This window comes from Amycolatopsis sp. H20-H5, assembly GCF_035828755.1.
Classification (GTDB): Bacteria; Actinomycetota; Actinomycetes; order Mycobacteriales; family Pseudonocardiaceae; genus Amycolatopsis.
In genome coordinates this window covers 70,400-83,157 of record NZ_JAYMZS010000030.1, presented here as the reverse complement: position 1 = coordinate 83,157, position 12,758 = coordinate 70,400, and the positions used below count along the sequence as shown (strand labels likewise).

The window sequence follows — 12,758 nt, the reverse complement described above, 5'->3', positions numbered from 1 at the left end:
ACCGACCTGCCGCCGGGGGAGCCAGGGGTGCTGATGATCAGCGGCCCGAACGTGTTCCCGGGGTACCTGCGCCGCACCGGCGACGGCCTCGTGCCGGACCCCGGCGGCAAGATCACCGGCGGCTGGCTCGACACCGGCGACCTCGGCAGCGTCGACGCCGACGGGTTCGTCAGCCTCACCGGCCGGGCGAAGGACCTGATCATCCGTGGCGGCCACAACCTCGACCCCGCCGGGCTCGAGGAGGCGATGCTGGGCCACCCGGCGGTCGCCGCGGCCGCTGCGGTCGGACGGCCCGACCGGCATTCCGGCGAGGTCCCCGTCGTCTACGTGACCTTGCGTTCCGGCGAGGACACGACGCCGGAGGACCTCATGGCGTGGGCCGCCGAGCACGCTCCCGAACGCGCCGCGGTGCCGAAGGAGGTCTACGTGGTCGCCGAGATCCCGTTGACGCTGATCGGAAAGCAGTACAAACCCGCCCTGCGGCGCGACGCGCTGCGCCGGGTCGTCGAGGACGAGATCTCGTCGCGGGAACTCGACGGCGTCCTGGCCACCGTCGAACTCGAACACGACCAGCCCGTGGTCGTGATCGACCCGGCCGATCACGACACGCTCGACGAACTCGTGACCGCGCTGGACGGCTACTCCTTCGCCTGGCGGTTCGCCCGCTGAGGCCCGGCGGGCTCAGTCCTGTCAGTCGGGGTCCTGTCAGTCGGGGAGGAAGAGCTCCCGCTGGGCGGCGTATTCTTCAAAACTCTCCAAGCGTTGCCGCGCCCGCGCGCCCGCGGCGTCGGTCATGGCTTCCAGCAGGGCCGCCGAAAGCGACATGACGGCCGCGTGCGAGTCGAAGACGAACTCCGAGGCGACACCGGCACTGAGCACGTCGTCGGCGTCGGGGGTCAGCGCGGAAACGGGTTTGTCGGTCAGCAACACGGTGCGCAGCCCGAGTTCGCGTGCCTGCACCAGTGCTTCCTGTGCCTCCCGCGGGTAACGCGGCAGGGCGAACAGGATCGCCACCCGCGCCCCGCGACGGCTGGCGTGCCGCAGCTGGTCGCCGAGCACGCTCCCGCCGCCGGACAGCACTTGGACGTCCGGATGGATCTTCGCGGCCAGGTAGCCGAAGAGGGCGGCGGGGGCGGCCGAGACGCGGAATCCCATGACCACCAAGGGATCCGACTCGGCCAGCCGCCGTCCGATCTCGCGCAGTGGCTGGTCGTCGGCCAGCCGCGCGCGCAACGCGGCGACGTTGCGCAGGTCCTCGTCGAGGCCTTCCTGGAACTTCGTGCTGTGGGTCGCCGGGGGCGTGCTGGCCGACCTGCGCAGGTGCCTGCGGAAGGCGCCGTAACCGTCGAACCCGAGCAGCGCGACGAACCGGGTGACCGAAGGCTGGCTCACTTCGGCTCGCTCGGCGAGCTCGGTGCTGGTGAGATAGGCGGCGTCCTCGGCGTTGGCGACGAGGTAGCCGGCGATCCGCCGCTGGGCGGGCGTGAACCGGTGCGCGGCGAACATCTCCTGGAGCGACGCTGCCACCGGTGACCCACCCTTGCCTTCTCGAAGAATGAAGAGTTTCATGCAGAATTAGAGATGAATGGAATGTTGTCAAGAGGGAGCCCATGACGGACACCAGCCGGATCCGGATCGACGGCAGCGGCCTGAGCTGCGCCGACGTCGTCCGCATCGCCCGCAGCAGCGCCTCGGCCGAACTCGACGCGGATGCCGTCCTGCGCGCCGAGAAGGCGTACCTGCTCGCTGTGGACAGTGGCGCCAAGCGCGCGGTCTACGGACGCACGACCGGTGTCGGCGCGAACCGCCACACCGTGGTCGACCCCGACAGCGCCGACCAGCACGGGCTGCGCCTGCTGCGCAGCCACGCGGGCGGCACCGGCGACCCACTGCCGGACAGTGTCGTGCGCTCCACGCTGGTCATCCGGCTCAACCAGCTCGCCGCGGCGGGCAGCGGGGTGCACCCGCGGCTGCTGCACGCGCTGGAGACCGCCCTGCGCGTAGGCGCGGTGCCCATGGTGCACTCACGCGGCGCGATCGGGACCGGCGACCTCACGGCGCTGGCCGAGATCGCGCTGACCATCGCCGGGCAGCGGCCCTGGGCGGTCGGCTCGCTGGACCCGGTCGCGATCAGCCCCGGCGACGCGCTCGCGTTCATCTCCAGCAACGCCGCGACGCTGGCCGAAGCCGTCCTCGCCTGGCACGACCTGCGGCGCCTGCTGAGGGCGAGTCACGTGGTCGCGGCGCTGTCGTTCTGCGCGCTCGGCGGGTCGCTCGAGGCGTTCTCCGAGCGGGTGCACGCCGCCCGGCCGCATCCCGGCTCGGTCCGCTGCGCGGCGGAAATGCGCCGCCTGCTCAGCTCCGGTGGCGAGGTCCCGGCGGGCAGGCGGATCCAGGACCCGTTCGGGCTGCGGGCTTTCCCGCAGGTCCACGGCCCGGCGCTCGACGCCGCCGACGCGCTGGAACGCGTGCTGACGATCGATCTCAACGCCGCCGCGGAGAACCCGCTGATCGACGTCGACACCGAGGAGGTCTACCACCACGGGCAGTTCTCGACGGCGTATCTCGCGTTGACCCTCGATCACCTGCGCGCGGCGCTGCACCACGTCGCCGAGCTGTCCACCGCGCGGCTGAGCGACCTCGTCGAGCCCGACCTCACCGGGCTTTCCCCGTTCCTCGCGGCCGGGCCCGCGGGCAGCTCCGGGATCATGATCCTGGAGTACGTCTCGCACGACTCGCTCGGCCAGCTGCGGCACCTGGCCGCGCCGGTGACGCTGGGCACCGCGGTGATCTCCCGCGGCCTCGAAGACCACGCGAGTTTCTCCACGCACGCCGTGCGAAGCACCGCGGCGGCGATCGGCGCGTACCGGACGGTGCTGGCCTGCGAGCTGCTCGGCGCCGTCCGCGCGCTGCGCCTGTCCGGCGCGGAACCGGCGCACTCCCCGGTGCGGGACGCGCTGGATCTCGCCGTCCAGCGGCTGCCCTTCGTCGAGGGGGACCACTCCCTCAGCGACGAAGTGCGGCTGGCCGAGGGCCTCGTCGATTCGCTCGCCGCTTTCTGAGCGTCCGCGTCAGCGGATGCGCGGCACCCAGCCGACCTCGATGTGGTCGGGATCGGTTCGCAGCGAAGGGAAACGGTCGAAGTTCGCGGCGGCGATCCGGGTGGGGCCGACCCCCTGCGAGCCGAGCTGGGCGCGGACCGACTTAAAGTTACGTCGTCAATTGACCTGCCGCCCGGTGTCCTCCCAGAAAGGCTTGCGCAGCTTGAATTTCTGGATCTTGCCGGTGGCCGTCCTTGGCAATTCCGCCAGGAACTCCACCCGCTTCGGGCATTTGTAACCGGCGAGGTGCGCGCGGCAGTGGGTAATGAGTTCCTCGCCGGTGACATTGCCGTCGGTCACCACCAGCGCGGTCACGAGCTCGCCCCACTTCTCGTCCGGGATGCCGATCACCGCGGCCTCCCGGATCGCCGGGTGCGAGCTGAGCGCGTCCTCGACCTCGATCGACGACACGTTCTCGCCGCCGGTGATGATGACGTCCTTCTTGCGGTCGGCGATGGTGAGGTAGCCGTCGGTGTAGGAACCCCCGTCACCGGTGTGGAACCAGTCGCCCTCCTGCACTCGGGCGGTTTCTTCGGGGTTCTGCCAGTAGCCCTCGAGGTTCGTGTTGGACCGTCCAGGGCTTCAGCCCAGGTCGAAAGGCCGAACGTGACGAGCCGGGCGGCGCCGTCGGTCAGCACGGCGAACCGGCGTTTCCCGGCCAGGTCGAGCTCGCCGACCAGAGCTTGTCCGGCGGCCGAAGGCGTCGCGGCCGAGGTCAGCACCCGCTCACGCCTGCGCCGAGGCGGCCACCGTGGGGACTTCGCCGGGCGCGCGCCGGGGCATCAACATCAGCGCCACGAACGAAACCACCGCGCAGCCGACGATGTACCAGCTGATCCCGGTGCTGGAGCCGGTGCTCTGCAGCACTGCCGCGGCGATCAGCGGAGCCGGACCGCCCGCGATGACCGAGGCGAGCTGGTAGCCGAGACCCGCGCCGCTGTAGCGGATGTTGGTGCCGAAGCTCTCCGCGATGAGCGCGGCCTGCGGCCCGTACTGGATGTCGTGGACCACCAGCGACACGACGATGGCCAGCATCGCCATCCCGGACGAGCGGGTGTCGAGCAGGGCGAAGTACGGGAAGGCGTACAGACCGGTGCAGACGATGCCGACGCCGTAGACCAGCCGCCTGCCGAACCGGTCGGAAAGGTGGCCGAACAACGGCACCGTGACGAGCCCGACGGCCGCCGCGATCAGCGTGTCGTCGAGCAGTTCGGCGCGGGGCAGGGCGAGCTCCTTCGTGCCGTACGTGAGCACGAAGGTGATGAACAGATAGAACGGCGCCTGCTCGGAAAGCCGGATGAACGCGGAGGTGAGGATCTCGCGCGGGTACTTGCGCACCGCGGTCCACACCGGCTGGCGCTCGACCGTCCCGGTCTTCTTGACCTCGGCGAATTCGGGGCTCTCCACCACGCGCAGCCGGACCCACAGGCCGATCCCGATGAGCACGACGCTGAACAGGAACGGCACGCGCCAGCCCCAGTTCTCGAACTCGCCGCCGCTGATCGAGGTGCAGAGCTTGACCATGCCCGTCGAGAGCAGCAGGCCCAGCGGCACGCCGAGCTGCGGCAGGCTCGCCATCAGGCCACGGCGTTTCGCGCTGCCCCACTCCATCGCCATCAGCACCGACCCGCCCCATTCGCCGCCGACGCCGATGCCCTGCACGATCCGCAGCAGGGTCAGCAGCAGCGGCGCGGCCGAGCCGAGCGTGGCGTAGCCGGGCAGCAGGCCGATCAGTACCGTGGCGGACCCCATCAGCAGCAACGTCGTGACCAGGGTGGCCTTGCGGCCGATCCGGTCGCCGAAGTGCCCGAAGATCGCCGCGCCGACCGGCCTGGCCGCGAACCCCACGAACAGCGTGCTGAACGACTCCAGCACGCCCGCGCTGGGGGAGCTGCCGGGGAAGAACAGGTGCGGGAACACGAGGGCGGCGATGGTGCCGTACAGGAAGAAGTCGTACCACTCGATGGTCGTGCCGATGGTGCTGGCGATGACGGCGCGACGTCGGTCTGGGCGGGACGGGGTGCTCGGTCGCGGCATCACGGGCCTCCATTGGCTCAGCCACTCATCCAGCAGTACTGTGACCTGGCACACTGCTAGGCTCGCGTTTCCCTGTCAAGGAGTCCTGCGTCCGTGGCCGATTCACTCCGTCCGGTGACCCGTCCCCGGTTGTACGAACAGGTGATGGCCCAGCTGCGCGAGCACGTCGACGGCCAGGGTCTCAAGACGGGCGACCGGCTGCCGCCCGAGCGGGAGCTGGCCGAGCGGCTGCGGGTCAGCCGTGCCTCCATCAAGCAGGCGATCGTGGTGCTCGAGGTCCAGGGACTGGTGGAGAGCCGTCATGGCGGCGGGGTCTACCTGCGCGCCGACACCCTCGACCCGGAGCCGGTGGCGGCGCTGGTCGAGCGTCGCCGCAGGCTCCCGGACGTCCTCGACGCCCGCGAAGCCCTCGAAACGAAGCTCGCCGAGCTGGCCGCCCTGCGCCGCGACGACGATGATCTCGACGCGATCGAGGCGGCACTGGAGGTCATGGGCGCCGAGATCGGGGACGGCAGGCTCGGGGAGGACGGCGACCGCCTGTTCCACGCGGCCGTGACCGCCGCCGCGCACAGCGCGCTGCTGGCCGAGTTCATGCGGGAGATCGGCGAGCAGATCGCCGAGAGCAGGCACGAATCGCTGCAGCAGCCCGATCGGCCCGCCCGGTCGCTGACCCAGCACGTCCGCATCGCCGCGGCGATCCGCGCGCAGGACCCGGCGGCCGCGATCGCCGCGATGCGGGAACACCTGGAGACCGTCCGCCGCGTCCGGCTGCTCAGCTGGAATCCTGACGAGGATTGAGAAGGAGAGTGTTCGACGCCGTCGGTTCCGGTCACGGATCATGGCTGCCCGAGCGCGACTTTTCCGTAGGCGTCGGCGTTGCTGAAGACCTCCTGGCCGTAGCTGACCGAGGCGTTGTAGGTCAGGACCGCGGTCCACCACCCGGCCGGGGTCCCCAGGTCGCCGCCCCGGTTGCAGAGGTACCGGGCGGTGGTGCGCGCGGCGTCGTCGATGTTCTGGGGGTCAGGCTTGGCGCCGTCGCCGCTCGCCCGCACGCCCTGGCGGCGCCAGGTGTCGGGCAGGAACTGCATCGGCCCGACGGCGTGGTCCCAGGTGACGTCCCCGTCGAGCGCGCCCTTGTCGGTGTCCTCGACGGCCTGGAAACCGGGGGAGCCGTCGAGGGCGGGGCCGATCACCGGTGGCGTGTCGAGGCCCTGCGCGTCGACCGAGGAACCGTCGTGCCTGCCGTGCTTCGACTCGATGCGGCCGACCGCGGCGAGGGTGGCCCAGGTGATGTGGCACTTCGCGGTCGACGACCGCTGCGCCTTCTCGGCCGCGACGTAGGCCTTGAGGACCCGCGGCGGGATGTCGGTGTCGCCCGAAACCCGGGTGATCCACGCCTCATACGACTCGGCGCCCGAAGCGGTGGGCGCGGCGGCTTTCTCGGCGGGCGCCTGCCCCGCGGGGCCGGGGATCGAGGTGCGGGGCGCCGGTTCGAGCACGGGGACGTAGAACGGCGGTTTCCCGGCGGCGGTGGGCGCGGCGGGCGTGGGCAGCAGGTCGCTGACGTGGGTCACGGCCCAGGCCAGCCCGCCCAGCAGGAGCACGCCCACCAGCAGGAAACAGCCTGCCCGTCGCCCGCTCGGCCGCCGCGCTTGCGGCGTTTCGTCCTCGTGGAGCCAGCTGTCGCCGGGTTGCTGGTCCGAGTCGGCCTGCGGCGGGAAGGGAAAGGTCACGGGCTCCACGCTACGGGGATCCGCGGCGGGGCCGGTCGCTGGACATAACCGGCCGGGCCCGCATTCGGTGCCGGTTCGGCCGCGGGCGGTTTATCGTCGGAACGGGGAGGCTCCGATGGACGGTGACATGGATCGTGACCGGGTCAACGAGTGGTGGGACGAGCAGGCCGACATCGAGGAGGAGCGTCGCCGCCGTCGGGACCTGGAGATCACGCTCTGGCTCATTTCCGGCGGCCCCAGCTGAGGGGTTCGCCTACCCTCGATCTGGTGCTGACCACTCTCGCCGTCGAGAACTACCGCTCCCTGCGTTCCCTCGTCCTGCCGCTGGGCCGGGTCACGGTGGTCACCGGGGCGAACGGCACGGGGAAGTCGAGCCTGTACCGCGCGCTGCGCCTGCTCGCCGACGCCTCCCGCAACGGCGCCGTCGCCGCGCTGGCGAGAGAGGGCGGCCTCCCGTCGACGCTGTGGGCGGGGCCGGAAACCGTGGCCAGATCCGTCCGGCAGGGCCGCGCTCCGGTGCAGGGCACCGCCCGGACAAAGCCGGTGGGGCTGCGGCTCGGCTTCGCAGGTGACGAGTTCGGCTACGCGCTGGACCTCGGCTTGCCCGCGCCGGAACGGGACTCGTACTTCACGCTCGATCCGGAGATCAAGGGCGAGGCCGTGTGGAGTGGGCCGGTGCTGAAACCGTCCACCCTGCTCGCCGAGCGCCACAACGGGATCGTCCGCACCAGGGACCAGTCCGGTGCCTGGTCGGACCAGGCCGACCGGATCCGGCTCGGAGACAGTTTGCTCAGCGAGTACGGCGACCCGCGCCGGACGCCCGAGTTGCTCCTCATCCGCGAACGCATCCGTTCGTGGCGCTTCTACGACCACTTCCGCACCGACGCGGGGGCACCGGCGAGGAGCGTCCGGATCGGCACCCGCACACCCGTGCTCGGCCACGACGGCGGTGACCTGGCCGCGGCGCTGCGCACCATCGAGGAGGCCGGTGAGCCGGACATGCTCGCCAAGGCCGTCGACCACGCTTTCCCTGGCTCGCGCGTCGACATCGGGAACCACGACGGCCGGTTCGAACTGCAGCTTCGGCAACACGGCCTGCTGCGTCCGCTGGGTGCCGCGGAACTGTCCGACGGCACCCTGCGCTACCTGCTCTGGGTGGCGGCGCTGCTGACCCCGCGCCCGCCGGAGCTGCTCGTGCTGAACGAACCCGAGACGAGCCTGCACCCCGACTTGCTGCAGCCGCTCGCCGACTTGATCACCATGGCCGCCGCGAAGACCCAGATCGTCGTCGTCTCGCATTCCGCGCCGCTCATCCGGAGCCTGGAGGTGATCGCGCCCGAACTCGACACCGTCGCGCTGGTGAAGGACTTCGGCGAGACCCGGATCGAGGGCCAGGGCTTGCTCGACCGTCCTTCCTGGACCTGGCCCAAGCGCTGAAAGAATCCCTTTCAGTGCAGTACCCTCAGGACAGCGACGACCAGAAGTCCTGCATGACCGCGACCCCGAGCTCTGGTGCCTGGTAGGGCCAGAAGTGGCCGACCCCGTCGAGCCGCTCGTACCGGGCGCCGAGCTGTTCGGCCGTGGCCACGGCCCGTTTCTCGCCGCTGAAAGGATCTTCGGAGGCGTGGAGCACCAGGCCGGGCGTGCTCGACGGCTTCACCGGGCCCCAGTCCGCGTGGACGTTCGGGGTGGACGAGCGGTACAGGTCGAGGATGCTCGAGGCCATGGCCGGGTCGGCGCCGGCGGCGAGCTCGAGGGCGTCTTCCGGCGAAAGGCCCAAGCCTTCGTAGCGCCCGGCACTCGCTTCCGGGCCCGCCGCGAGCTGCTTCTCGAAGAAGGCCTCGCCTTCGCCGGGCGTCTGCCAGATCTTGGCGAAGGCGTGCCAGACGGCTTCGCGGTGGATGCCGCCGGCGACGTCCGCGACCCAGGAACGCAGCAGTTCGCCGTGGGTGGCGACGATTCGGTAGGTGAGCAGGGCGCCCCAGTCGTGCCCGACGAGGTCGACCGGCTCGTCGAACTTCGCGAGTTCGCCGGCCAGCCAGGCGGCGTAGTCGTCTTTGGTGGCCCCGAATCCTTCGGGGCGGGGGCAGCCGAAGCCGGGCAGCTCCAGTGCGACGGACTCGCCGCCGACCAGAGCTCGGACCTTGCGCCAGATGGCGGCCGTTTCCGGGACGCCGTGCACGAAGACGATCATAGGACCAACGTACCGCTCACCCCCGGCGCGCGGGGGAATCGTGGCAGAGTGTGGACGCGGCGCCCGGACTCAGGCTCGTCGGAGGGGCACAGCATGGCTCGACATGAGATCACCGACCGGATCAACGACCTGATCGACGAGGAACACCGGCTGCGCAAGGAAGCGCTGGCGGGCGGCGGGCTCACCGCCGAGCAGCGCGAGCGGCTCAAGCAGCTCGAACACCAGCTGGACGGCTATGTCGCGCTGCTGCGCCAGCGGCAGGCGCTGGCCGCGTTCGACGACGACCCGCCTGCCCGCTGACATCGGAAGCCGACGCGCCGCGCCGGGCGCCGGACGGGAGGATCACCGCATGGACCCTGAGGTTGTCGGCACCGCCGACCAGATCATCGCGAACTACCGGGACAAGGTGAACGTCCTGCGGGCCGGGTTCGCCGAGCTGGAGAAGGAACATGGGCGCGAGGGCGCCACCTTCGCGCTCGTGCAGCAGATGCTGGGCCGGGTCGACGTGACCGATCCGGCGGCCATCGCGGGGGAGTACACGCTGCTGCTCGCGGTCGCGGTGGCCCAGCTGCCCGCACCCGTGCCGGAGGAAGACTGACTGACCGGACTGACTGACGGGACTGACTGACGGGACTGACTGACCGAACAGACTGGGAGCAAGGGACAAAACACCCGACCGGCCAATCGGGTGGAAAGTTTCTTCCGTCACTCGTCCGGGTTATCGTGATGCGCCGTCCGGTCCCCGAGGAGGTCGAGTTGCCGATGATCCGTGTGACACGTCGACGCACACTCAAAGCCCTGGTCGTCGCGGTGGTGCTGGGCAGCACGGTGGCCGCCGTCGGCGCCGCGGCCGAGCCGCGGTCGCTCACCCCGCAGCAGCTCGCCGGCCAGCGCGTCATCTACTCCTATCCGGGACTGACCCCGCCCGAAACCCTGCTGCAGCGGATCCGCACCGGCCAGGCGGCGGGCGTGATCTTCTTCGGGGAGAACATCTCCGGCACCGCGCAGATCGCGTCGGTGGTCACGCAGCTCCGCGACGCTGCCGCTCAGAGCCCGGTGAAGCTGCCCCTGCTGTTGATGACCGATCAGGAGGGCGGCCAGGTGCGGCGGCTGCCCGACGAGCCGGTGCTGTCGGAGAAGCAGGTCGGGCAGGCGGCCGACCCGGAAAGCGCCGCGAAGGCGGCCGGTACCGGCGCGGGGAACAACCTCGCGAGCGCCGGGATGAACGTCAATCTCGCTCCGGTGCTGGACGTCTACCGTCAGGCTGGCAATTTCATCGACCAGTACGGCCGCTCGTACAGCATGGATTCGCGGACCGTCGGCGTGCTCGGCCGCGACTTCGTCACCGCGCAGCAGGCGACCGGCGTCGCGGCGACCGCCAAGCACTTCCCCGGCCTCGGCGCGGCTCCCGCGGGCAGCAACACCGACACCGGGCCGCTGACGCTCAACGTCTCGCTGTCCGACCTCCGCACGAAGGACGAAGCGCCCTACTCCGGCGCGGTGGGTGCGGGCGTGAAGCTGGTGATGCTCTCGTGGGCCGTGTACCCGGCGCTCGACGGCAACCGGCCCGCCGGTCTGTCGTCCACCGTCATCCAGCAGGAACTCAGGCACGGCAACAACTTCCAGGGCGTGACGATCACCGACGCGCTCGAAGCCGGGGCGCTGCGGAACTACGGCTCGACGGGCAACCGCGCCGTGCTGGCCGCGGGCGCGGGGATGGACCTCATCCTCGCCTCGGCCAGGGACGTCGCCCAGGGCGATGACGTCGTCTCCGGTCTCGCCGCCGCGCTCGGCAACGGCACGCTGCCGCAGGCCGCGTTCACCGCGTCGGCCGACCGCGTGTCCGCGCTGCGCTCGAGCCTGCACTGACGCTTCACAGCGAACCCCACGACCGCGCCCTGGCCAGCAGCCTGCGGTGGACCAGCGCCACGGACGCGTCGGCGAGCCCGCCGACGCGCGTGGCGAGGTACAGCGTGTTCAGCGGCGGGACGGCCGCCTGGTGGAGCGGTTCGAGCGAGCCCGCCGCCAGCGCGGGGTCGACGAGGTAGCGGGGGAGCACGGACACGCCCGCCCCGGCGATCGCCAGCGCCAGCACCGCCCGCAGGTCGGGCACCACGGCCGCCACCTCGTTGGGTGGGCGGCGGCCGAACTCGCCGCGCCAGTAGCGCCGGATGATCGGCAGCTCGTCCGCGTAGGCGACCAGCGGCAGGTGCGCGAGTGCCTTGACGGGGTCGGCGGCCAGCAGTTCCTGGTCGATCGTGCGGGCCAGTGCGGTCGGTCCGACGAGCACGAACTCCTCGTCGACGAACGGGGTGGCGGCCACCGCGCGCCCCGCCGGGCGGATCGCGGAGACGACCAGGTCGAGCCGTTCTTCCTCGAGGGCGGACAGCAGGTCCTCGGCGAGTCCGAGGGTCGCGCGGAGCTTGAGCCCGCGGCCGGTGAGCGGCGCGAGCGCGGGCAGGATCCGGGTGGTCAGCATCTCGGCGGGGCCGCCGAGCCGGACGACGCCGAGCCGCGTGGCGGGTTCGCCGTCGTCGGTGAGGACGTCGCGCAGCCGGTCGAGCGGGGGCCCGGCGCGCCGGGCGAGCTCGTCCGCGCGGGCCGTCGGCGTGACGCCCCGGCGGGTGCGGACGAACAGCGGTTCGCCGAGCTGCTGTTCCAGCCGGGCCAGGTGGCCGCTGACCGCGGGCTGGGTGAGGCCGAGCCGCCGGGCGGCCGCGGTCAGCGAGCCGGTTCGGTGGATCTCGACGAAGGTGTGCAGCAGGTCGAGTTCGGGCACTGAGCTCCAGTCATAAGTTATCTGATGACAAGTGCCCATGCTAAGGGATGATCGCTGATGTCTCGGCTGTTCTGGTCACTGGCCGCCCACGAACCGGGCGGCGCCGAACGACGAAGGGCGAAGTACCACGATGACGAAGATCCTGATGGTCGTCTCCGGGGCCGACAGCCTCACCATGGCCGACGGCACCGAGCACCCGACCGGCTACTGGGCCGAGGAGGTCGCCGCTTCCCACCAGGTGCTCACCGGGGCCGGGGTCCAGGTGGACATCGCCACACCCGGCGGCGTGCGGCCGACGGTCGACGAGGTCAGCCTCGACGACCGCGGCGGGGTCGCCGAGGCGGACGCCAAGGGGTTCCGCACCTACCTCGATTCCCTCGGCGCCGAGCTCGCGAAGCCGCTGACGCTCGCCGACGTGTCGCTGGACGGCTATGACGCGGTGTACATCCCCGGTGGCCACGGGCCGATGGCCGACCTCGCCAAGGACGCCGATCTGGGCAAGCTGCTGATCGAAGCCAACGGGAGCGGCAAGGTGGTCGCCGCGCTGTGCCACGGGCCCGCGGCGCTGCTTTCGGCGATCGGCGCGGACGGTGGGTTCGCCTTCGCAGGACGTCGGCTGACGGTGTTCACCGACGAAGAGGAAAACCAGGGCGGGACCGGCGTGAACACGCCGTACTTCGTCGAGACGGAGCTGCGGAAGCTGGGCGGGGACGTCGAAGCGGGTCCGGCGTGGGCGAGTCACGTGGTGGTCGACGGGAACCTGGTCACCGGCCAGAACCCGCAGTCCAGTGTGGACACCGCGCGCCGCGTACTCGAGGTGTTGGGCGTCGCGAAGTAACGGCCGGGCGCACGGGACCGGGGTGCCGTCCCCTGCGCGCCGCCCCCACCCCGTTTGCGTAAACCTTAAACCCCAT

Annotated in this window: 14 protein-coding genes and 1 pseudogene; 9 read left to right on the top strand and 6 right to left on the bottom strand. The window is 71.2% G+C overall.

All coding sequences use genetic code 11. The features are described from left to right. Positions 1 to 669: AMP-binding enzyme (locus QMK34_RS18895; protein ID WP_442785173.1), on the top strand; the 669-nt coding region annotated here is incomplete at its 5' end. A gap of 36 nt (positions 670 to 705) precedes the next feature. Here QMK34_RS18895 and QMK34_RS18890 read toward each other — a convergent pair. After that, on the bottom strand, positions 706 to 1,527 hold the full coding sequence (locus QMK34_RS18890; RefSeq protein ID WP_326415408.1) for a MurR/RpiR family transcriptional regulator: 822 nt from the start codon (positions 1,525 to 1,527) through the stop codon (positions 706 to 708). A gap of 83 nt (positions 1,528 to 1,610) precedes the next feature. Here QMK34_RS18890 and QMK34_RS18885 point away from each other — a divergent pair, with 83 nt between their 5' ends. Further along, positions 1,611 to 3,062, top strand: a complete 1,452-nt coding sequence (locus QMK34_RS18885; RefSeq protein ID WP_326415407.1) for an aromatic amino acid ammonia-lyase — start codon at positions 1,611 to 1,613, stop codon at positions 3,060 to 3,062. Positions 3,063 to 3,218: 156 nt separating this feature from the next. On the opposite strand, the pseudogene QMK34_RS18880 reads toward QMK34_RS18885, so the two are convergent. Both QMK34_RS18880 and QMK34_RS18875 read right to left on the bottom strand, forming a co-directional pair. Further along, positions 3,219 to 3,674, bottom strand: a pseudogene (locus tag QMK34_RS18880) (class I adenylate-forming enzyme family protein); the annotation flags it as partial. A 153-nt stretch (positions 3,675 to 3,827) separates the two neighbouring features. After that, positions 3,828 to 5,138, bottom strand: a complete 1,311-nt coding sequence (locus QMK34_RS18875; protein WP_326415406.1) for an MFS transporter — start codon at positions 5,136 to 5,138, stop codon at positions 3,828 to 3,830. 93 nt (positions 5,139 to 5,231) lie between these two features. Here QMK34_RS18875 and QMK34_RS18870 point away from each other — a divergent pair, with 93 nt between their 5' ends. After that, positions 5,232 to 5,936 (top strand): FadR/GntR family transcriptional regulator, encoded by a 705-nt coding sequence (locus QMK34_RS18870; protein WP_326415405.1) that lies wholly within the window; start codon positions 5,232 to 5,234, stop codon positions 5,934 to 5,936. Positions 5,937 to 5,974: 38 nt separating this feature from the next. On the opposite strand, the gene QMK34_RS18865 is transcribed toward QMK34_RS18870, so the two are convergent. After that, positions 5,975 to 6,871 (bottom strand): lytic transglycosylase domain-containing protein, encoded by an 897-nt coding sequence (locus QMK34_RS18865; protein WP_326415404.1) that lies wholly within the window; start codon positions 6,869 to 6,871, stop codon positions 5,975 to 5,977. A 115-nt stretch (positions 6,872 to 6,986) separates the two neighbouring features. On the opposite strand from QMK34_RS18865, the gene QMK34_RS18860 reads away from it, so the two are divergent. After that, complete coding sequence (locus QMK34_RS18860) at positions 6,987 to 7,115, top strand: hypothetical protein (protein WP_326415403.1); 129 nt, start codon at positions 6,987 to 6,989, stop codon at positions 7,113 to 7,115. 23 nt (positions 7,116 to 7,138) lie between these two features. Next, on the top strand, positions 7,139 to 8,308 hold the full coding sequence (locus tag QMK34_RS18855; RefSeq protein WP_326415402.1) for an AAA family ATPase: 1,170 nt from the start codon (positions 7,139 to 7,141) through the stop codon (positions 8,306 to 8,308). Between the two features lie 25 nt (positions 8,309 to 8,333). On the opposite strand, the gene QMK34_RS18850 is transcribed toward QMK34_RS18855, so the two are convergent. Beyond that, entirely contained in the window at positions 8,334 to 9,065 is a 732-nt protein-coding gene (locus QMK34_RS18850; RefSeq protein WP_326415401.1) for an alpha/beta fold hydrolase, read from the bottom strand. A gap of 93 nt (positions 9,066 to 9,158) precedes the next feature. Here QMK34_RS18850 and QMK34_RS18845 point away from each other — a divergent pair, with 93 nt between their 5' ends. The 3 genes from QMK34_RS18845 (at position 9,159) to QMK34_RS18835 (ending at position 10,934) form a co-directional block, all read left to right on the top strand. Further along, positions 9,159 to 9,365, top strand: a complete 207-nt coding sequence (locus QMK34_RS18845) for a DUF2630 family protein (protein WP_326415400.1) — start codon at positions 9,159 to 9,161, stop codon at positions 9,363 to 9,365. Between the two features lie 49 nt (positions 9,366 to 9,414). Beyond that, positions 9,415 to 9,663, top strand: a complete 249-nt coding sequence (locus QMK34_RS18840; protein WP_326415399.1) for a hypothetical protein — start codon at positions 9,415 to 9,417, stop codon at positions 9,661 to 9,663. Between the two features lie 164 nt (positions 9,664 to 9,827). Next, positions 9,828 to 10,934, top strand: a complete 1,107-nt coding sequence (locus tag QMK34_RS18835) for a glycoside hydrolase family 3 N-terminal domain-containing protein (RefSeq protein WP_326415398.1) — start codon at positions 9,828 to 9,830, stop codon at positions 10,932 to 10,934. 4 nt (positions 10,935 to 10,938) lie between these two features. On the opposite strand, the gene QMK34_RS18830 is transcribed toward QMK34_RS18835, so the two are convergent. Beyond that, positions 10,939 to 11,844, bottom strand: a complete 906-nt coding sequence (locus tag QMK34_RS18830; RefSeq protein WP_326415397.1) for a LysR family transcriptional regulator — start codon at positions 11,842 to 11,844, stop codon at positions 10,939 to 10,941. 130 nt (positions 11,845 to 11,974) lie between these two features. On the opposite strand from QMK34_RS18830, the gene QMK34_RS18825 reads away from it, so the two are divergent. After that, on the top strand, positions 11,975 to 12,682 hold the full coding sequence (locus QMK34_RS18825; RefSeq protein ID WP_326415396.1) for a type 1 glutamine amidotransferase domain-containing protein: 708 nt from the start codon (positions 11,975 to 11,977) through the stop codon (positions 12,680 to 12,682). The last annotated feature ends 76 nt before the right edge of the window (positions 12,683 to 12,758 follow it).